Annotated in this window: 15 protein-coding genes and 1 tRNA gene; 6 read left to right on the top strand and 10 right to left on the bottom strand. The window is 65.3% G+C overall.

Annotated elements, in window-relative coordinates; genetic code table 11:
- The first annotated feature begins 1 nt into the window (after position 1).
- Genes secA through AC1RAA_RS14170 form a run of 6 tightly spaced genes read left to right on the top strand, consistent with a single transcriptional unit; the run spans position 2 to position 9,347 of the window.
- Positions 2–2,788 carry a preprotein translocase subunit SecA gene (secA, locus tag AC1RAA_RS14195; RefSeq protein WP_492728626.1) on the top strand — a complete coding sequence of 929 codons (2,787 nt, stop codon included), beginning with the start codon at positions 2–4 and terminating at the stop codon, positions 2,786–2,788.
- Between the two features lie 36 nt (positions 2,789–2,824).
- Entirely contained in the window at positions 2,825–4,054 is a 1,230-nt protein-coding gene (gene argJ / locus AC1RAA_RS14190) for a bifunctional glutamate N-acetyltransferase/amino-acid acetyltransferase ArgJ (RefSeq protein WP_492728629.1), read from the top strand.
- On the top strand, positions 4,051–4,926 hold the full coding sequence (locus tag AC1RAA_RS14185) for an ATP-binding protein (RefSeq protein ID WP_492728631.1): 876 nt from the start codon (positions 4,051–4,053) through the stop codon (positions 4,924–4,926). The genes argJ and AC1RAA_RS14185 overlap by 4 nt, the downstream gene beginning before the upstream one ends.
- Positions 4,923–5,381 carry an NUDIX domain-containing protein gene (locus tag AC1RAA_RS14180; RefSeq protein WP_492728634.1) on the top strand — a complete coding sequence of 153 codons (459 nt, stop codon included), beginning with the start codon at positions 4,923–4,925 and terminating at the stop codon, positions 5,379–5,381. Before AC1RAA_RS14185 ends, AC1RAA_RS14180 begins: the two co-directional genes overlap by 4 nt.
- Positions 5,382–5,388: 7 nt before the next feature.
- Positions 5,389–7,359 carry an acyltransferase family protein gene (locus tag AC1RAA_RS14175; RefSeq protein ID WP_492728636.1) on the top strand — a complete coding sequence of 657 codons (1,971 nt, stop codon included), beginning with the start codon at positions 5,389–5,391 and terminating at the stop codon, positions 7,357–7,359.
- 20 nt (positions 7,360–7,379) lie between these two features.
- Positions 7,380–9,347 carry an acyltransferase family protein gene (locus AC1RAA_RS14170; RefSeq protein ID WP_492728638.1) on the top strand — a complete coding sequence of 656 codons (1,968 nt, stop codon included), beginning with the start codon at positions 7,380–7,382 and terminating at the stop codon, positions 9,345–9,347.
- Positions 9,348–9,362: 15 nt separating this feature from the next.
- Here the strand turns inward: AC1RAA_RS14170 and AC1RAA_RS14165 are convergent, their stop codons facing one another.
- From AC1RAA_RS14165 to AC1RAA_RS14120, 10 genes are all read right to left on the bottom strand, one after another.
- Positions 9,363–9,572 carry a DNA gyrase inhibitor YacG gene (locus tag AC1RAA_RS14165; protein ID WP_492728640.1) on the bottom strand — a complete coding sequence of 70 codons (210 nt, stop codon included), beginning with the start codon at positions 9,570–9,572 and terminating at the stop codon, positions 9,363–9,365.
- Positions 9,569–10,324, bottom strand: a complete 756-nt coding sequence (zapD, locus tag AC1RAA_RS14160; RefSeq protein WP_492728642.1) for a cell division protein ZapD — start codon at positions 10,322–10,324, stop codon at positions 9,569–9,571. The genes AC1RAA_RS14165 and zapD overlap by 4 nt, the downstream gene beginning before the upstream one ends.
- A gap of 30 nt (positions 10,325–10,354) precedes the next feature.
- Complete coding sequence (locus tag AC1RAA_RS14155) at positions 10,355–11,386, bottom strand: hypothetical protein (RefSeq protein WP_492728644.1); 1,032 nt, start codon at positions 11,384–11,386, stop codon at positions 10,355–10,357.
- A gap of 1 nt (position 11,387) precedes the next feature.
- Positions 11,388–12,881 carry an MBOAT family O-acyltransferase gene (locus tag AC1RAA_RS14150; protein WP_492728646.1) on the bottom strand — a complete coding sequence of 498 codons (1,494 nt, stop codon included), beginning with the start codon at positions 12,879–12,881 and terminating at the stop codon, positions 11,388–11,390.
- Positions 12,882–12,957: 76 nt separating this feature from the next.
- Positions 12,958–13,569, bottom strand: a complete 612-nt coding sequence (gene coaE / locus AC1RAA_RS14145; RefSeq protein WP_492728648.1) for a dephospho-CoA kinase — start codon at positions 13,567–13,569, stop codon at positions 12,958–12,960.
- A gap of 13 nt (positions 13,570–13,582) precedes the next feature.
- Positions 13,583–14,548, bottom strand: coding sequence for a prepilin peptidase (locus AC1RAA_RS14140; protein ID WP_492728650.1), 966 nt, complete (start codon positions 14,546–14,548; stop codon positions 13,583–13,585).
- The gene (locus tag AC1RAA_RS14135) at positions 14,548–15,777 is read right to left on the bottom strand and encodes a type II secretion system F family protein (protein ID WP_159274968.1); all 1,230 of its coding nucleotides are present in this window, start codon (positions 15,775–15,777) and stop codon (positions 14,548–14,550) included. The genes AC1RAA_RS14140 and AC1RAA_RS14135 overlap by 1 nt, the downstream gene beginning before the upstream one ends.
- Positions 15,778–15,801: 24 nt before the next feature.
- A complete protein-coding gene (gene pilB / locus AC1RAA_RS14130) occupies positions 15,802–17,535 on the bottom strand; it encodes a type IV-A pilus assembly ATPase PilB (RefSeq protein WP_492728653.1) in 1,734 nt (577 codons plus the stop codon).
- Positions 17,536–17,650: 115 nt separating this feature from the next.
- Positions 17,651–17,727: transfer RNA gene (locus AC1RAA_RS14125), tRNA-Pro, on the bottom strand.
- Between the two features lie 52 nt (positions 17,728–17,779).
- Positions 17,780–18,772, bottom strand: coding sequence for a polyprenyl synthetase family protein (locus tag AC1RAA_RS14120; protein ID WP_159278182.1), 993 nt, complete (start codon positions 18,770–18,772; stop codon positions 17,780–17,782).
- Positions 18,773–18,800 lie beyond the last annotated feature (28 nt).

The following is an 18,800-nucleotide window of genomic DNA, read 5'->3' as shown; positions in this document are numbered from 1 at the left end:
CATGGCAACCAACTTCCTGACCCAGATCTTCGGCAGTCGCAACGACCGGCTCCTCAAGCAGTATCGCAAGACGGTGACGCGCATCAATGCGCTCGAACCCGAATTCGAAAAGCTCAGCGACGACGCGCTGCGCGCCAAGACGCAGGAATTCAAGGACCGCATCGCCAAGGGCGAGTCGCTCGACGACCTGTTGCCCGAAGCCTTCGCCACCGTGCGCGAAGGCTCCAAGCGCGTCATGAAGATGCGCCACTTCGACGTCCAGCTGCTCGGCGGCATGGCGCTGCACAACGGCAAGATTTCCGAAATGCGCACCGGCGAAGGCAAGACGCTGACCGCCACGCTGCCCGTGTACCTGAACGCGCTGTCCGGCAAGGGCGTGCACGTGGTCACGGTGAACGACTACCTGGCCAACCGCGACGCGACCTGGATGGGCCGCCTGTACAACTTCCTGGGCCTGTCGGTGGGCATCAACCTGCCGCAGATGCCACGCGAAGAGAAGCAGGCCGCCTACGGCAGCGACATCACGTACGGCACGAACAACGAGTACGGCTTCGACTACCTGCGCGACAACATGGTCTACGAGCCCGGCGACCGGGTGCAGCGCGGCCTGAACTTCGCGATCGTCGACGAGGTGGACTCCATCCTGATCGACGAGGCCCGCACGCCGCTGATCATCAGCGGCCAGGCCGAAGACCACACCGACCTGTACCTGGCGATCAACAAGGTGGTGCCGCTGCTCAAGAAGCAGGAAGGCGAAGCCGATCCGCGCACGGGCGAAGGCGTCACGGTGCCCGGCGACTTCACGGTCGACGAAAAGACCCACCAGGTGTTCCTGACCGAAGACGGCCACGAGAACGCCGAGCGCATCCTGGGTGAACTGAAGCTGATTCCCGAAGGCGCGTCGCTGTACGACCCGGCCAACATCACGCTGATGCATCACCTGAATGCCGCGCTGCGTGCCCGCCATCTGTACCACCGCGACCAGCACTACGTGGTGCAGCAGGGCGAAGTGGTCATCGTCGACGAATTCACCGGCCGCCTCATGAGCGGTCGCCGCTGGAGCGACGGCCTGCACCAGGCCGTGGAAGCCAAGGAAGGCGTCGAGATCCAGGCCGAGAACCAGACCCTGGCCTCGATCACCTTCCAGAACTACTTCCGCCTGTACGGCAAGCTGGCCGGCATGACCGGCACGGCCGACACCGAGGCCTACGAGTTCCAGGAAATCTACGGCCTGGAAACCACGATCATTCCGCCGAACCGCATCAGCAAGCGCGACGACCAGCTCGACCGCGTCTACAAGACCACGCGCGAGAAGTACGAGGCGGCGATCCAGGACATCCGTGAGTGCTACGAGCGCGGCCAGCCGGTGCTGGTGGGCACCTCGTCGATCGAGAACTCCGAAATCATCGACGCCCTGCTCGAGAAGGCAGGCCTGCCGCACCAGGTGCTCAACGCCAAGCAGCACGCCCGCGAAGCCGACATCGTGGCGCAGGCCGGCCGCACGAAGATGATCACCATCGCGACCAACATGGCCGGCCGCGGTACCGACATCGTGCTGGGCGGCAACATCGAGAAGATGATCGAGGCGATCGAGGCCGACGAAGGCCGCGACGAAGCCACCAAGCAGGCCGACATCGCCCACGTGCGCGCCGAGTGGACCAAGGACCACGAGTTCGTGAAGTCGCTGGGCGGCCTGCGCATCATCGCCACCGAACGCCACGAGTCGCGCCGCATCGACAACCAGCTGCGCGGCCGTTCGGGCCGCCAGGGCGACCCGGGCTCCTCGCGCTTCTACCTGAGCCTGGACGATCCGCTGATGCGCATCTTCGCGGGCGACCGCGTGAAGGCGATCATGGACCGCCTGAAGATGCCCGACGGCGAAGCCATCGAGGCCGGCATCGTCACGCGCAGCATCGAGAGCGCGCAGCGCAAGGTCGAGGCGCGCAACTTCGACATCCGCAAGCAGCTGCTCGAGTACGACGATGTGTCGAACGACCAGCGCAAGGTGATCTATCAGCAGCGCAACGACATCCTCGACGCGGCCGACCTCACGGCGCAGATCGCCGCGCTGCGCGAAGGCTGCTTCACCGACCTCGCGCGTCAGTACGTGCCGCGCGAATCGGTCGAAGAGCAGTGGGACCTCGACGCCCTCGAGAAGAGCCTGTTCAGCGAGTGGGGCATCGACATGCCGCTCAAGCAGCAGGTCGAGGCCGCCGATGCCATCTCCGACGAGGAAGTGGTCGAGAAGATCGTGGCCTACGCCAACGAGAGCTTCGACGCCAAGGTCACGCTGATCGGTCAGGAGAACTTCACCCAGTTCGAGCGCATGGTGCTGCTGCAGAGCATCGACACCCACTGGCGCGAACACCTGGCCTCGCTCGACTACCTGCGCCAGGGCATCCACCTGCGCGGCTATGCGCAGAAGCAGCCCAAGCAGGAATACAAGCGCGAGGCCTTCGAGCTCTTCGGCCAGCTGCTCGATTCGGTCAAGAACGAAGTCACGCGCCAGCTCATGACGGTGCGCGTGCAGTCGGGCGAACAGCTCGAGCAGGCGGCCGAAGAAATGGAAAGCCGCGGCGAGAACGTCTCGAACATCACCTACACCGCGCCCACCGAGACCGGCGAGGTCGAGGTGCGCGTCGACGAAGAGAACCAGCGCCGCCTCGCGGCTGTCGGCACCGGCGCGCTGAGCGCCGAAGCCGCGGCGTTTGCGCGCGTCGGCCGCAACGACCCCTGCCCCTGCGGCAGCGGCAAGAAGTACAAGCAGTGCCACGGCAAGCTGAGCTGAGCTGAAGTCCCCGCACCTTTCATTGAGAGAAATCCCATGCCCGTGAACCTGTCCGCTCCCGATCCCGCCGCGCTGTTCGCGGTGCCCGGCGTCCGCATCGGCGTGGCCGAAGCCGGTGTGCGCAAGGCCAACCGCAAGGACCTGACCGTCGTGCTGATCGACGAAGGCTCGGCGGTCGGCGGCGTGTTCACGCAGAACCGCTTCTGCGCCGCCCCGGTGCAGGTCTGCCGCGACCACCTGAAGGCCAACTACGGCATTCGCGCGATGGTGATCAACACCGGCAACGCCAACGCCGGCACCGGCGAAGACGGCCTGATGCGCACGCGCTCCACCTGCATCGCGCTGGCGCGCCACCTGGAGCTGGCGCCCGAGCAGATCCTGCCGTTCTCGACCGGCGTGATCATGGAGCCGCTGCCCGTGGACCGCATCGAGGCCGGCCTGCCGGCCGCGCTGGCCGACGCGTCGGAAAACAACTGGGCCCGTGCCGCCGAAGGCATCATGACCACCGACACGATCCCCAAGGCGTTCAGCCGCCAGGTGCAGATCGGCGGTGCCACGGTCACCATCACCGGCATCAGCAAGGGCGCCGGCATGATCCGCCCGAACATGGCGACCATGCTCGGCTTCATGGCGACCGACGCGAAGATCGACCCGGCGCTGATCCAGCCGCTGGCCACGCAGCTGGCCGACGCCTCGTTCAACCGCGTGACCATCGACGGCGACACCTCGACCAATGACTCGTTCGTGGTCATCGCCACGCAGAAGGCAGCGCACACGACCATCACCTCGCTCGACTCGGCCGACGGCCAGGCGCTCGTGGCCGCGATGCGCGACGTGGCCCGCCTGCTGGCGCAGGCCATCGTGCGCGACGGCGAAGGCGCGACCAAGTTCATCACCATCCAGGTCGACGGCGGCAAGGACGGGGCCGAGTGCCGCCAGGTGGCCTACGCCGTGGCGCATTCGCCGCTGGTCAAGACCGCCTTCTTCGCCAGCGACCCGAACCTGGGCCGCATCCTGGCGGCCGTCGGTTACGCCGGCATTGCCGACCTCGACCAGACCGGCATCGACCTGTTCCTCGATGACGTGCACGTGGCGGTGAAGGGCGGACGCAATCCGTCGTACCGCGAGGAAGACGGCCAGCGCGTGATGAAGCTGAGCGAAATCACCGTGCGCATCGGCCTGGGCCGCGGCGCCGCCAGCGACACCGTGTGGACCTGCGATTTCAGCCACGAATACGTCACGATCAACGCCGATTACCGGTCATGAACGAGCAGTTCCAGAAGCTCATCGAGCGCGCCGAGCAACTCATCGGCCGCATCGAATCGATCCTGCCGCAGCCGCTGGCCGCGCCGACCGACTGGAGCGCCTCCATCGCGTGGCGCTACCGCCGCCGCAGCTCCGGCCATGGCGTGCTGGAGCCCGTGAAGCACGTGGCCACGATGGCGCTCGATTCGCTGAGGGAAATCGACGTCCAGAAGGAAAAGATCGAGCGCAACACGCGCCAGTTCGTCGAAGGCAAGCCGGCCAACAACGTGCTGCTGACCGGCGCGCGCGGCACGGGCAAGTCGTCGCTGATCCGCGCCTGCCTGCAGGCCTACGCGCCGCAGGGCCTGCGCCTGATCGAGGTCGACAAGGCCGAGCTCACCGACCTGCCCGACATCGTCGAGGTGGTGTCGCAGCGTCCCGAGAAGTTCATCGTCTTCAGCGACGACCTGAGCTTCGACGAAGGCGAGCCGGGCTACAAGGCGCTCAAGTCGATCCTCGACGGATCGATTGCCGCCTCGACGCCCAACGTGCTCATCTACGCCACCAGCAACCGGCGCCACCTGCTGCCCGAGTACATGAAGGACAACCTCACGTACAAGCACACGGACGACGGCGAAGTGCATCCGGGCGAGGTGATCGAAGAGAAGATTTCGCTGTCGGAGCGCTTCGGCCTCTGGGTGAGCTTCTATCCCTTCAGCCAGAACGAATACCTGACGATCGTGGGCCAGTGGCTCTCGTCGTTCGGCGTCGACGACGCGGCCATCACGGCGGCGCGGCCCGAGGCGCTCGTGTGGGCGCTGGAGCGCGGCTCGCGCAGCGGCCGCGTGGCCTACCAGTTCGCGCGCGACTACGCAGGGCGGGCCGGCGCGTGAGCGAGGCTGTGACATCGGCGCGCAAGCACACCGAAGTGGCCGTCGGCGTGCTGATCCGGCTGGCCGACGAGGCGCTGCTGCTCACCACGCGGCCCGAAGGCAAGGCCTATGCGGGCTACTGGGAGTTCCCGGGCGGCAAGATCGAGGCCGGCGAAACGGTCGAGGAAGCCCTGCGCCGCGAGCTGCAGGAAGAACTGGGCATCACCATCGGCGGCGCCGAGGTCTGGAAGGTCACGGAGCACGACTACCCGCACGCGCTGGTGCGCCTGCACTGGTGCAAGGTGACGGACTGGACCGGCGAGTTCGAAATGCGCGAAAGCCAGGCCATGGCCTGGCAGCAACTGCCGCTCGACGTGGCGCCGGTGCTGCCGGGCGCATTCCCCGTGCTGCAGTGGTTGTCGGACGAGCGCGGTCTGCCGTTCGTGCCGCCGCCGGTCGTTGCGCCGGGCCACTGACCGATTGATGCATCCCAAGTACCGTCCGGATATCGACGGCCTGCGTGCCATTGCGGTGGGTGCCGTGCTGGTGTACCACGCGTTCCCGACTGCGCTGATGGGCGGCTTCATCGGGGTCGACATCTTCTTCGTGATCTCGGGCTTCCTGATCACGACCATCATCCTGCAAAGCCTCGCGGCGGGCGACTTCACCTACCGCGACTTTTACGCACGGCGCATCCGCCGGATCTTTCCAGCCTTGATCGTGGTGCTGCTGGCGACCCTGTGCGCGGGCTGGTACCTGCTGCTGTCCGACGAGTTCGCGGAGCTCGGCAAGCAGACCGTGGGGGGCTCGGCCTTTGTCGCCAACCTGGTGTTCTGGAGCGAGTCGGGCTACTTCGACACAGCGGCCGAAACCAAGCCGCTGTTGCACCTGTGGTCGCTGGGCATCGAGGAGCAGTTCTACATCTTCTGGCCGCTGCTGTTGGGGTTGGCCTGGCGCAAGGGCTGGCCGATGGTGCGCGTGGTGCTGGCGGTGGCGGCGGTTTCGTTCCTGATCAACGTGACGACTGTGCATCCGCTGCCCGCAGCGTCGTTCTATTCGCCGGCCTCCCGTTTCTGGGAGCTGATGGTCGGCGGCATCCTGGCTTGCATGCGGCTGAGGCCGCCGACACCGAATGTGTGGCGCAGCCACGTGCAGTCGGTGCTGGGCGTGGGCTTGATCGTGCTCGGACTGGTGATGATCCGCAGCAACAAGGCGTTCCCGGGGTGGTGGGCGCTGCTGCCGACGCTGGGCGCGGTGAGCTGCATCGCCGCGGGTCCGAACGGCGTGCTGAACAAGTACCTGCTGTCGAACCGTGTGATGGTGTGGATCGGCCTGATCAGCTACCCGTTGTACCTGTGGCACTGGCCGCTGCTGGCCTTCGTGCGCATCGTGGAAGCCGATCCGCTGCACCCGTCGCCGGTCTATCGCGCTGTCGCGATGGTGGCGAGCGTGCTGCTGGCATGGGCGACCTACCGCTTCGTCGAGCGCTTCGCACGCAACCGGCCCGGCGCGGGAACGCTCAAGGCGCTGGGCGCAGGCATGGTGTTGGTGGCCGCCGCGGGTTTCGCGATCTTTCTCGGTGTGCCGGAGCCGCGAAACAACAGCGCCCGGTTGCAAGTCGTGGCCAACGCCACGCTGGACGCCGACTACTACGAGGGCTTCAAGCTCGATCAGATCGGCGAGCAGCTGGTCTACAAGGTCGGCGGTGGCCCGAAGCGCGTGCTGTTCCTGGGTGACAGCCACGTGCAGCAGTACGCACCGCGCGTGATGGAACTGGCCCGCACGTCGTCGATGCCGGACAAGTCGGCCTGGTTCGTGACCCAGGGCGCTTGCCCGGCCGTGCCAGGCGTGCATGCAGACAAGAACATCGGCTGCGCCGAACGGCGCGATGCCATGCTGGCCTACGCCATGGGCCCCGAGGTCGACTCGGTGGTGATCGGCGGTTGCTGGAACTGCTATTTCATCGGTCAAGGCGCGTTGGACTACTACTTCCGCGACGTCGACAACAAGCGCCATCCGTTCCAGAACGGTGACGGCATCGAGCGTTCCCTGGCTTCGATGGAGTTCACGTTGCGCGAACTCGCGCGGCAAAAGAAGGTCTACCTGCTGCTCGACAACCCCGGCGGCCCGGAGTTCACGCCCAAGCGGCTGATCGAAGGCAGTCGCTTGACGCACATGGAGGCCATGTCCTCGACCCCGACCACGCAGCTGCCGGCCGACCAGAAGCAGCTCAACGACCGGCTGCGCGCCATCGCGCAGGCGAGCGGGGCGGAACCGATCGATGCCATGGCGGTGCTGTGCAAGAACGACCAGTGCCTGCGCACGCTGCCCGACGGCGCACCCGCGTACAAGGACGCTGACCACCTGCGTCCGCGCTATACCCGGGAAGAGGCGAGCTATTTTGACCGCACGGTGCGCAGCGCACCGGTCGCCGCGCAGCAGCCGGCGCGCTGAGCGAGCCCGCCGTACCGACGATGCATCCCAAGTACCGCCCGGACATTGACGGCCTGCGCGCCATCGCAGTGGGCTCGGTGCTGGCGTATCACGCCTTTCCGAGCCTGCTGCCCGGCGGCTTCATCGGGGTCGACGTCTTCTTCGTGATTTCGGGCTTCCTGATCACGACCATCCTTCTCCAGAGTCTCGCTGCCGCCGACTTCACCTACAGCGACTTCTACGCGCGGCGCATCCGGCGCATCTTTCCCGCGCTGCTGCTGGTGCTGCTCGCTACGCTGGCGTTCGGCTGGTACGTGCTGCTGCCCGGGGAGTTCTCTCAACTGGGCAAGCAGACCACCGGCGGGGCTGCTTTCTTCGCCAACCTGGTGTTCCTCGGCGAAGCGGGGTACTTCGATGCCACGGCGGAGACCAAGCCGCTGTTGCACCTGTGGTCGCTGGGGATCGAGGAGCAGTTCTACATTTTCTGGCCGCTGCTGCTGGGGCTGGCCTGGCGCAAGCGCTGGCCGATCCTGCGGGTGACGCTGGCGGTGGCCATCATTTCCTTCCTGGTCAACGTGCTCACGGTACAGCCGTACCGCGCCGCGGCGTTCTATTCGCCGCTGTCGCGCGCGTGGGAGCTGATGGCCGGCGGCCTGCTGGCGGTCATGCGCCTCCAGCCGACGTCGACATCGGCGGATGCGCGGCCGATGCTGAAGCACGTGCAGTCGGTGGTCGGCCTGGGCCTGATCGTGCTGGGCCTTTTCATGACGCGCAGCACCAAGGCATTTCCCGGCTGGTGGGCGCTGTTGCCGGTGCTCGGCGCGGTGAGCTGCATCGCCGCGGGTCCGAACGGCCTGCTGAACAAGCACCTGCTGTCGAACCGTGTGATGGTGTGGATCGGCCTGATCAGCTACCCGTTGTACCTGTGGCACTGGCCGCTGCTTTCGTATGCGCGCATCGTCACGGGCGGCGAGCCTTCGCTGCAGGTGCGCATCGCGATGGTGGTGGCTTCGGTCGTCCTAGCCTGGGTCACGTACCGTTTTGTGGAGCGCTTTGTCAAGCTGCACCTCTCGCAGGGCATGCTGCGCGGGTTGGCCGCCGGCGGTGCGGCGCTGGCGCTGGTCGGCGTGGTGGTGTTCCTGGGTACGCCGCAACCGCGCCACGACAGCCAGGCGCTGCAGGCCGTGGCCGACGCGACGCGCGAAGACAACTACTACGGGGGCTTCGAGGAGTCTGCGCTTGATGGCCAGTTCGTCTACCGCACCGGCAACGGCAAGCACAACGTGCTGCTGATCGGCGACAGCCACGTCGAGCAATATGCGCCGCGCGCACTCGAATTGGTGCGCACGCAGCCCGACAAGGCCCGCACGGTGTACTTTGCGACCAAGGGTTCGTGCCCGCCGGTACCGGGCCTGTTCAGCGGTGCCGACACGGCCTGCGACGAACGGCGCGCGGCCGTGCTCGACCTGGCGCTCAAGCCGGACATCGATTCGGTGGTGCTCGGGGCCTGCTGGAGCTGCTACTTCACCGGCGTCGGACCTGCGGTGAACTATTTCGTCGATGACAAGAAGGTCGTGCATCCGTTCCTGAACGGCGACGGCGTCGATCTGGCGCTCCAGTCACTGGGCGAGGTGTTGAAGCGTCTGTCATCGGCGGACAAGAACGTCTACCTGGTGCTCGGCAATCCGGTCGGTATGGATTTCGATCCGCTCAAGCAGATCGAGGGCAGCCGGTTGGGCAGGATGCACGTCAGCGACCAAGGCAAGGCCCCGTTGCCCGAAGACCAGGCACAGTTCAATGCGCGGCTGAAGCAGGTGGCCGAAGCCAATGGCGCGCAGGTGATTGAGCCGTTCGCCAGCCTGTGTGCCGAGGGCCAGTGCATCCGCAGCATGCCGGACGACGGTTCGCCGGCGTACAAGGACATCGGTCACCTTCGTCCGCGCTATGCGCGCAGCTTTGCGACCTACATGGACCCGGCGCTGCTGGACGAGAGCGCGAGCGGCAAGTAGCCCCGCGCAGGCCGTTTATTGGACCTTCGGGTCTCCGAAAGGATCGTCGTCGGGGGGAGCCTCGGCCGGCATCCGGAACTCTTCGCTGGCCCAGGCCCCCAGGTCGATGCCCTTGCAGCGCGCGCTGCAAAACGGCCGGTAGGCGTTGCTCGGCGCGCAGATGCTGTCGCCGCCGCACGTGGGGCAACGGACGATCCGCTCGCCCTTGTCGTTCACCTCGGTCATGCGCAGAGGGTCAGCTCGAAAGGCGCGTCGTCCGAGCTTTGATGCAGGCGGTCGTCCTTGTCGTGCTGCATGAGGCGCACGGACACCATGAGACGGTTGCCGCTGATTTCGGGGATGAGGCCCAGCTTCGGGTCGATGCGCAGGCGCAGCAGCTGGAAGCTGCGGCCCTGCGGCAGGTTCTGCTGGAACTGGCCCTGGGTGGCGATTACCTTGTAAGGCACGTCGGCGTCGCGCAGCAGCTTGAGCAGCAGGTAGATCGACGAAGCCAGCGGAGACAGGGTGTTGGACCAGCGTTCGAGGTCGGCGCGGCGGCTGGCGGCCGGGCGGTGTTGCCAGGCGAAATAGGCGGGCAGGTCGAACTCGCAGGTGCCGCCCGGAATGCCGGCGCGGCTGCGGATGCTCATGAGCCACTCGTTTTCCGTCAGCGCCTGGCCGGCCTTGCCCGCCACGCCGTTCAACGTGGTGAAGTTGCGCTCGAGCTGGCCGACGACCTGGTCGAGCACGGCTTCGGCGATGGCCGGATTGCCCCGGTAGCCGTTGAACACGTTCTTGTGCTTGTCAAGGTCGCGCAGGACGTCGGCCTTGAGGTCGGCCCGTGCGGCCACGTCCATGATCTCGAAGATCGTGACCAGGGCGTAGTGATGGGACAACGGCGACTCGGAGGGCACCAGTTCACCGAGCCGGCGGAAGAGGTGCTCCAGCCGCAGGTAGGTGCGGGTGCGCTCGTTGAAGGGGTACTCGTAGAGGATCACGCGTATCGGCTTTTCAGATCAGGTTCGAGCTCATTGCGATTTTGCAATTGGTGCCGGCAGCACCTCACGCACAGCCTCCAGCATACGCTGGCCGAAAAGAATGTAACCCTGGGTCGAGACGTGTGTCTCGTTCGCGGGGAAGAGATCCGTCATCTTGAAGCGGTTTTTCTCCGCAAGATCGAACAGGTCCGGCCCGATATTTTGCGGGTTGAATTCGGCCCTGAACGCGTCGGCATGGTTTTGTTGCAAATAGACGGTGCTCTTGTTGGGCACGACCATCCACACCACCTTGTAGGGGGCGGCGCTGCTCTCGAAGCGCTTCATGAAGCGTGCCGACTCGACCGATAACGGGGCGTTGACACGGTCTTCGGCGGTCACCAGCAGCTTGTCGCACGCGCGGTGGCTGAACTGCTTGCAGCCGTCGGGCACCTTGCGCGCGTCGATCAGCGGGCCCCAGTGCTCAGGGGTGTTGGTCCAGCTGTCGGAGCGCAGGATGGCGCGGGTGTTGTGATAAGTGAACCAGCCGCTGAGCAATTGGGCGTCCCAGTTGAGCTGGAAGCCGGGGGGCGGTTTGGATGGATTCTCACCGGGTGGCGGGGTTGACTTGAAGGCGTGCTTCATGGTCTTGCAGGCCGCGGACTTCTCGATGCGGTCTTCGAGCAGGCGCTCGATGCTTTCGACGATGACGACCTTGCCCTTGAAGCCGGACTTTTCGAGCCAGCTCGCGAAGTCCTCGCACAGCGGGCCGGTGTTGTCCCAGTGCGTGGTGGTGAGCTTGTAGCCGGCGCCCACGAGCACCGATTGCCAGACGTAGCGCACCGAGAAGCTGTCGCCGATCACCAGGATGTCGGACTCCCGGATCGGCCACGTCTTGACGTTGGCGTCAGGGATCGGGGGGGGCGGTGCGTGCCAGCCGAACTCTTGCTCCGAGATGCGGCCGATGCGGGTCAGGTCGCCGTACGGAATGGGCGTGAAGAGGCTGACGACCAGCAGGGTGCAGCACGCCAGGTAGCCGGCGGCGAAGATGCGGAGCCAGACCTTGGCCGATTTCGTGTCTTCCATGTCAGAACTGGAAATAGAGGAACGGGCTGTAGCTGCCGAACTTCGACACGCACAGACCGAAAAGATAGACGCAGCCCAGTCCGGTGACCCACGTGGCCAGGCGCTGCAGGCGGGGTCGTCCGGCCAGGCCGGCGACGTTCGGAATCCAGCGGTCGAGGGTGATCGTCGGCGGCAGCGCCAGGCAGATCACGAGGCCCACGAGGATGGTCTGGAAAAATTCGGGCTTGCGGAACGGGACGCGGAACTCGCCGAAGGCCGACACGGGGGCGCCGTGCAGGCCGAGCATCCCCTTGTAGATCTCGATGGCGGCTGTCATGCTGTCGGCGCGGAACACGACCCAGGCGATCATCACGCACAGGAAGGTGATGAACCAGCCGGCCATGCGACCGTACCAGGTGGTCTTGGTGTTGCCGCGGCGCACCTTGGCGTTCCAGAAGTGATTGACCATCAGGTAGGCGCCGTGCAGCGCGCCCCAGATCACGAAGGTCCAAGCGGCACCGTGCCACAGGCCGCCGAGCAGCATGGTCAGGAAAAGGTTGATGTAGCGGCGCGCCGGCCCCTTGCGATTGCCGCCGAGTGGCACGTAGAGGTAGTCGCGCAGGAAGGTCGACAGCGAGATGTGCCAGCGACGCCAGAACTCGATCATGTTGGTCGACTTGTAGGGCGAGCGGAAATTGAGTGGCAGTTGCACGCCCAGGCACAGTGACAGGCCGACCGCCATGTCGGAGTAGCCCGAGAAGTCGAAATAGATCTGCAGTGTGTAGGCCAGCACACCGAACCACGCGGTGTACAGGGAGGGCAGCACGCCCTCGTGTACGCCCTTGAACATCATGTCGGCGTACTGCCCGAGCGGGTCAGCGATCAGCATCTTCTTGGCCAGGCCGAAGACGAAGATGCCCAGCCCGAGCGCCACGTTGCTGGCGTTGAACCTGTAGGTCGCCGGGCTGTTGAACTGCGGCATCATCTGCGCGTGGTGCAGCACCGGGCCCGCGATCAGGTGCGGGAAGTAGGTGACGAACAGCATGTAGTGAATGAAGCTGCGCTCGTGCACCTTGCCCTGCCAGCAGTCGACCAGGAAGGCGATCTGCGTGAAGGTATAAAACGAGATGCCGATCGGTAGCACGATGTGCACCAGATCGATCGGCGTGAGACCCGCGGCGACCAGCCCGGCGTCGACGTTCTCCAGGAAGAAGTTGGCGTACTTGAAGACGGCCAGCACGCCCAGGTTGATCACCAGCGAGGCGATCAGCAGCGTCTTGCGCTTGCGGTCGTCGCGCCCCGGCGCGGGCGTCAGCTGCAGGCCGAACCAGTAGTTGACGCAGATGGAACCCAGCAGCAGCGGCAGGGCCTGCACGCTCCACCAACCGTAGAAGAACAGCGAGGCCAGTCCGAGGAAGCCGGCGGCGGCGCGGGCGTTGCGTTTGCCGATCAGGAAGAACCCGATCAGGACCAGCGGGAAATAGACAAAAATGAAGGGATACGAGTTGAAAAGCATCTCGGGGAGGGCACTGCAGTGGCGAGCGCCTTTTTGTCGTAATCGTTATAGAGCCGCCGGGGCGGCTGGTCTCGGATTATCGCGTGGTGGCCACAGCCCACAGCTTCCAGAGACCCCGCACCTCGGTGCCCAGTTCCGCGAGCGTCAACGACTCGTTGTAAATCACGGCGTCGGCGGCGGCCCGGCGCGCCTTGCGCGGCGCCTGCTGGGCGATCACGGCACGCACGGCTTCGGGCTCCCATCCCGAGCGTGCGACCACACGCTGCAGCTGCGTGTCTTCGCGGGCATCGACCACCAGCACGCGGTCCACGAGGGCCCGCCAGCGGCCGGATTCGACCAGCAGCGGGACGTCGAACACGACGACGGCATCGTCGCCGGCCGCAGCGGCCTGGCGCTGGGTCTCGGCGCCGATCAGCGGATGCAGGATCGCTTCGAGGCGGGCCTTGGCACCCGCGTCGGCGAACACGATCTGGCGCATGGCGGCCCGGTCGAGGCTGCCATCGGGTGCGATGACGGAGGGGCCGAACGCGGCTTCGATGGCGGGCATCGCGATGCCGCCGGCCTGCGCGATGCTGCGTGCGATGGCGTCGGTGTCGACCAGCACCGCCCCTTCGGCCACCAACAGCGACGCGACCGTGCTCTTGCCGCTGCCGATGCCGCCGGTCAGGCCGATGCGCTTCACCGCCATGCCGCTGTCGTTCTCAAAGGGCCAGGGCCCCGAAAGGGAAGGCGAAGGGAATCCACTGCTTGACGACGGCGGGACCGGCCACGAGGCAGATCAGGCCGGCGCCGGCCAGGAAGGGGCCGAAGGCGATGGGAATGTCCTTGTGGGCCAGCTTGCCGGCGAAGCGCAGCGTGAGGCCGATCACGGCGCCCACCACCGACGAGACGAGGATGATCGCAATGAGGTAGTCGGCGCCGAGCCAGGCGCCCAGAGCGGCGAGCAGTTTGAAGTCCCCATGTCCCATGCCTTCCTTGCCTGTGGCCAGGCGGTAGGCATGGTACACAAGCCACAGGCTCAGGTAGCCGAACACGGCGCCCCAGACCGCGGTGTTCAGGCTGACGCCGGTCCAGCCCATGGCGGCACCGACCAGGCCGAGCCAGAGCAGCGGGTAGTTCAGGGCGTCGGGCAGGAACTGGGTGTCGAAGTCGATGAGGAACTGGCAGATCAGCACGGCGCCAAAGGCCGCCCAGAGCGTGCCCGTGGGGGTGATGCCGAAGCGGTGTGCACACAGGGCGAACAGCGCGCCCGTGATCAGCTCGACGAGCGGGTAGCGGGGGCTGATCGAGGTCTTGCAGCTGGCGCACCGGCCACGCAGCACGAGGTAGCTGAGCACCGGGATGTTCTGGTACCAGCGGATCTTGTGGCCGCACGCGCCGCAGCGCGAGGCGGGGCGCGTGAGATCGAAGGGCGGGAGCTTCTCGAGCGCTTCGGCGGCCTTGTCGGCGGCCGCCTCGAGCCCTGCGGGCGGCACGGCCTTCGGGCCGAAGACCAGCGACCAGAGCGAAGGCATGTCCTTCGACGACATGAGGTTGGCGACCGCATCGCCCAGCCAGCCGCGGTACATCATGACCGGGGTGCGGTAGATCACCACGTTGAGGAAACTGCCGATCAATAGCCCCAGCACACCGGCCAACGCGGTGTCGAACCCTTGCGACGCCAGCATCAGACGACCTGGCCGAGCTTGAAGATGGGCAGGTACATCGACACCACGATGCCGCCGATGATGACGCCCAGGAACACGATGATGATGGGTTCCATCAGGCTGGAGAGGCCGGCCACCATGTCGTCGACTTCGGATTCGTAGAAGTCGGCGGCCTTGCTGAGCATGTGATCGATCGAGCCCGACTCCTCGCCGATGGCCGTCATTTGGATCACCATCGAAGGGAACAGGTTGACGTTGGTCATGGCGGCCGTGAGGCTGGTACCGGTCGAGACCTCCTGCTGGATCTTGGCGGTGGCGTCACCGTACACCGAGTTGCCCGACGCGCCGCCCACGGAGTCGAGCGCCTCCACCAGCGGTACGCCGGCTGCGAACATGGTCGCGAGCGTGCGGGTCCAGCGGGCGATGCAGGATTTCTCGATCAGAGTGCCGAAAACCGGGAGGCGCAGCAGCAGGCGATCCATGACCTTCTGGACGCGTTCGTTGCGTTTCCAAGCTTGAAGGAAGAAATAAATGCCGCCGCCGAGCACGCTGAAGATCAGCCACCAATAGGAAACAAAAAACTCGCTGATCGCCATGACAAACAACGTCGGCGCAGGCAAATCGGCGCCGAATGAGGTGAACACCTCCTTGAACGCGGGGATCACGAAGATCATGATGACGGCCACCACCACGAAGGCCACGACGACCACCGAGGTCGGGTACATCAATGCCGACTTGATCTTCGACTTGATCGCCTCGGTCTTCTCCATGTAGGTCGCGAGACGGTCCAGCAACTCTTCCAGGATACCGGCAGCCTCACCGGCCTCCACCAGGTTGCAGTACAGGTTGTCGAAGTACTTCGGAAACTTGCGAAAAGCAGCCGACAGCGAGGTGCCGGTCTCAACGTCGCTGCGGATGTCGTTCAGCAGCTTCGCGACACTCGCGTTCGCGTTGCCGCGACCCACGATGTCGAAGGACTGCAGCAGCGGCACGCCGGCCTTCATCATGGTCGCGAGTTGGCGCGTGAAGATTGCGATGTCCTTGGGCTTGATCGCCTTGCCCGAGCGCATGCGGCGCTTCTTGATCTTGGAGGCCAGCACGCCCTGGCGACGCAAGGCCGCCTGCACCTGGTTCTCCCCGGCGGCGCGAAGTTCGCCGCGCACCAGCTTGCCGTTGCGGTCCTTGCCTTCCCATTCGAAGACGAATTCCTTGTGCGTGACCTGGGAGCGGGAGGATGCCACTGTTGCCATTCGATCTCCGGTTCAGTGTGTTCGTTATAGGTTGGTGCAGGCGACGACTTCTTCGAGCGAAGTGAGGCCCTGCATGACTTTGCGAAGGCCGGACTGGCGCAGCGAGCGCACGCCTTCGGCTTCGGATTGGTTCGCGATGTCCAGCGCGCTGCCGTCGCGCAGGATGATTTCCTGGATGGCTTCAGAAATCGGCATCACCTGGTAGATGCCGACCCGGCCCTTGTAGCCGCCGCTGCAGGCGGCGCAGCCAACCGGGCGGTAGGGCTTCCAGGTGCCGTTGATGTCTTCCTCTTTGAAGCCGGCATCGAGCAGGGCTTCGCGTGGGATGTCGAGCGGCGCGCGGCACAGCATGCACAGCCGGCGCGCGAGGCGTTGCGCGGTGATCAGGATCACGCTTGACGCGATGTTGAACGGTGCGATGCCCATGTTGCGCATGCGCGTGAGCGTGGTCGGGGCGTCGTTGGTGTGCAGCGTCGACAGCACCAGGTGACCGGTTTGCGCGGCCTTGATCGAGATGTCGGCGGTTTCGAGGTCGCGGATTTCGCCGACCATGATGATGTCGGGATCCTGTCGCAGGAAGGCACGCAGCGCCGCTGCGAAGGTGAGACCGGCCTTCTCGTTGACGTTGACCTGGTTGACGCCGGGCAGGTTGATTTCCGACGGGTCTTCCGCCGTCGCGATGTTGACGCCCGGCTGGTTGAGCAGGTTCAGGCAGGTGTAGAGCGACACGGTCTTGCCCGAACCCGTGGGGCCGGTCACCAGCACCATGCCATAGGGGCGGCCGATGGCGTGGAGGAGTCGTTCTTTCTCGTCGGCGTCATAGCCCAGGGCGTCGATGCCCATGCGCGCGCTGCTCGGGTCCAGGATACGCACGACGATCTTCTCGCCGAACAGCGTGGGCAGCGTGCTCACGCGGAAGTCGATCACGCGGTCGGGGCCGATCTTGAGCTTCATGCGGCCGTCTTGCGGCACGCGTTTTTCCGAGATGTCGAGCCGCGAAATGACCTTGATGCGCGAGGCCAGCTTGTCCTTGATGACCGTGGGCGGACTGGCGATTTCGCGCAGCTCGCCATCGACCCGGAAGCGCACCCGGTAGTGGTGTTCGTAGGGCTCGAAGTGGATGTCCGAGGCCCGCATGCTGACGGCGTCGAGCAGCATCTTGTGCAGGAAGCGCACCACGGGTGCGTCCTCGACTTCGGCGATGGCCTGCTCGTTGGCATCGCCCGAGGTGTCGGCCGTGACATCGTCGAATTCGAACTCGGTGCCGACGATGCTGTTGATGGTTTCAGCCGCGCTCGCTGCAGCGGCTTCGATCATGCGCGAGAGCTTGTCGTACTCGGCGATGACCCAGTCCACGCCCATCTGCGACGCGAACTTGATTTTTTCCGCGGCCTGCTGGTCCGACGGATCAGCCGTCGCGACGATCAGGCGGTTGTTGCGCTTGCTGAGAACGACGATGCGGTACGCAAGGCAGAGCTTCGGATCGAGCAGGTCCTTGGGCAGGCGCTGGTGATCGATGGCATCGAGGTCGAGCAGCGGGGCGCCGAAGGCGCTTGACAGGGTGTGGGCGAGGTCTGCGGCCGAGACGGCGCCGGTGCCGGTCAGTTCGGCGATGAAGCTGGTGCGGCCGCTCAGTGACTTCTGATAGATGTCTTCGGCTGTCTTCGCCGCGAGCTTGCCAGCCGACACGAGGGCGCGCGCCAGGCCGGGAAGGGCGATCTGCGTAGTTTCTTTAACGGGAATTTCGGCAGCGGCCATTCAGCGAATGCAAAAGATGTGAAAAAGTGCTTCACGATCATCGCTGAACACGCCTGTGCTGTAAATCGTTACACAGCAACAGGGGCTGACATTAACTGGACCAGCCGAGAAAAACTGGTCGGGGTGAGAGGATTCGAACCTCCGGCCTCTACGTCCCGAACGTAGCGCTCTACCAGGCTAAGCTACACCCCGATTGGTTGCAAGAAAAAGAACTCGTCCTAGATGCCAACTCTGTGGAGGTGTTTCAGGCACGTCGCTCAAGCAACTGAGCCGCTAATTGTAGCAAACCTGAAGCGTGCAAATTCGACGGAAGGTCGCGCAATGCATGAATTGCGCGTTCGGCCTCTGCCGCGGCAGCCGCGCGCGAGGCTTCCAGCGCGCCGGTTTCGCGAACGATCTCGACGATTTTCCCCAGCTGGGCGGTATCTCCGGCCTCGATGGCGGCGCGCACCAGCGTGCTCTGTTCGGGTGTGCCGCGCTGCATGGCGAAGATCAGCGGCAGAGTGGTCTTGCCTTCGCGCAGGTCGTCGCCGACGTTCTTTCCGGTTTCCTGGGCGTCGCCCGCGTAGTCGAGTACGTCGTCGATCACCTGGAAGGCGGTGCCCAGTGCTTGCCCGTAAGTGGCGCAGGCCTCTTCGACTTCGGATGTGCTGCCGGCCAGCACGGCCGCCAACCGGGTGCTTGCCTCGAAGAGCTTGGCGGTCTTGGAGCGAATCACGCGCAGGTACGCTGCTTCGTCCAGCGAGGCGTCGTGCATGTTCATCAGCTGCAGCACTTCGCCTTCCGCGATCACGTTGGTCGCTTCGGCCAGGATCTGCATGATGCGCATGTTGTTTGCATCCAACATCATCTGGAAGGCGCGCGAGTACAGGAAGTCGCCCACCAGCACGCTGGCTGGGTTGCCGAAGGATTCGTTGGCGGTGGCACGGCCGCGGCGCAGGGTCGATTCGTCGACCACGTCGTCGTGCAGCAGGGTCGCGGTGTGGATGAACTCCACCACGGCCGCCAAGTTGAAGCGCTGTTCGCCCGTGTAGCCGAGCGCGCCTGCCATGAGCAGCAGCAGCGCCGGCCGCAGCCGCTTGCCACCGGCCGAGATGATGTATTGCGAAACTTGGCTGACCAGCGGAACGCCAGTATTGAGGCGTTGGGCGATCACACGGTCGACTTCGACCATGTCGCCGGCAATCAGGTCCAGCACGGTGGCGGTGGGGGAGGTGTCGGCGGCGGGAACTGGCAAAGCGAAGGCGCGGGGCGCTGCGAGGATG

It is taken from the genome of Variovorax sp. GW823-FHT04F07 (assembly GCF_058795995.1).
The sequence above is the reverse complement of the archived record's forward strand: the minus strand, read 5'-3'. Positions and strand labels throughout refer to the sequence as shown.

Bases quoted from the DNA above. Each gene is read 5' to 3' on its own strand.
- secA (WP_492728626.1), top strand. From the start codon at position 2: ATGGCAACCAACTTCCTGACCCAGATCTTCGGCAGTCGCAACGACCGG.
- argJ (WP_492728629.1), top strand. From the start codon at position 2,825: ATGCCCGTGAACCTGTCCGCTCCCGATCCCGCCGCGCTGTTCGCGGTG.
- AC1RAA_RS14185 (WP_492728631.1), top strand. From the start codon at position 4,051: ATGAACGAGCAGTTCCAGAAGCTCATCGAGCGCGCCGAGCAACTCATC.
- AC1RAA_RS14175 (WP_492728636.1), top strand. From the start codon at position 5,389: ATGCATCCCAAGTACCGTCCGGATATCGACGGCCTGCGTGCCATTGCG.
- AC1RAA_RS14170 (WP_492728638.1), top strand. From the start codon at position 7,380: ATGCATCCCAAGTACCGCCCGGACATTGACGGCCTGCGCGCCATCGCA.
- AC1RAA_RS14165 (WP_492728640.1), bottom strand. From the start codon at position 9,572: ATGACCGAGGTGAACGACAAGGGCGAGCGGATCGTCCGTTGCCCCACG.
- AC1RAA_RS14155 (WP_492728644.1), bottom strand. From the start codon at position 11,386: ATGGAAGACACGAAATCGGCCAAGGTCTGGCTCCGCATCTTCGCCGCC.
- AC1RAA_RS14150 (WP_492728646.1), bottom strand. From the start codon at position 12,881: ATGCTTTTCAACTCGTATCCCTTCATTTTTGTCTATTTCCCGCTGGTC.
- coaE (WP_492728648.1), bottom strand. From the start codon at position 13,569: ATGGCGGTGAAGCGCATCGGCCTGACCGGCGGCATCGGCAGCGGCAAG.
- AC1RAA_RS14140 (WP_492728650.1), bottom strand. From the start codon at position 14,548: ATGCTGGCGTCGCAAGGGTTCGACACCGCGTTGGCCGGTGTGCTGGGG.
- AC1RAA_RS14135 (WP_159274968.1), bottom strand. From the start codon at position 15,777: ATGGCAACAGTGGCATCCTCCCGCTCCCAGGTCACGCACAAGGAATTC.
- pilB (WP_492728653.1), bottom strand. From the start codon at position 17,535: ATGGCCGCTGCCGAAATTCCCGTTAAAGAAACTACGCAGATCGCCCTT.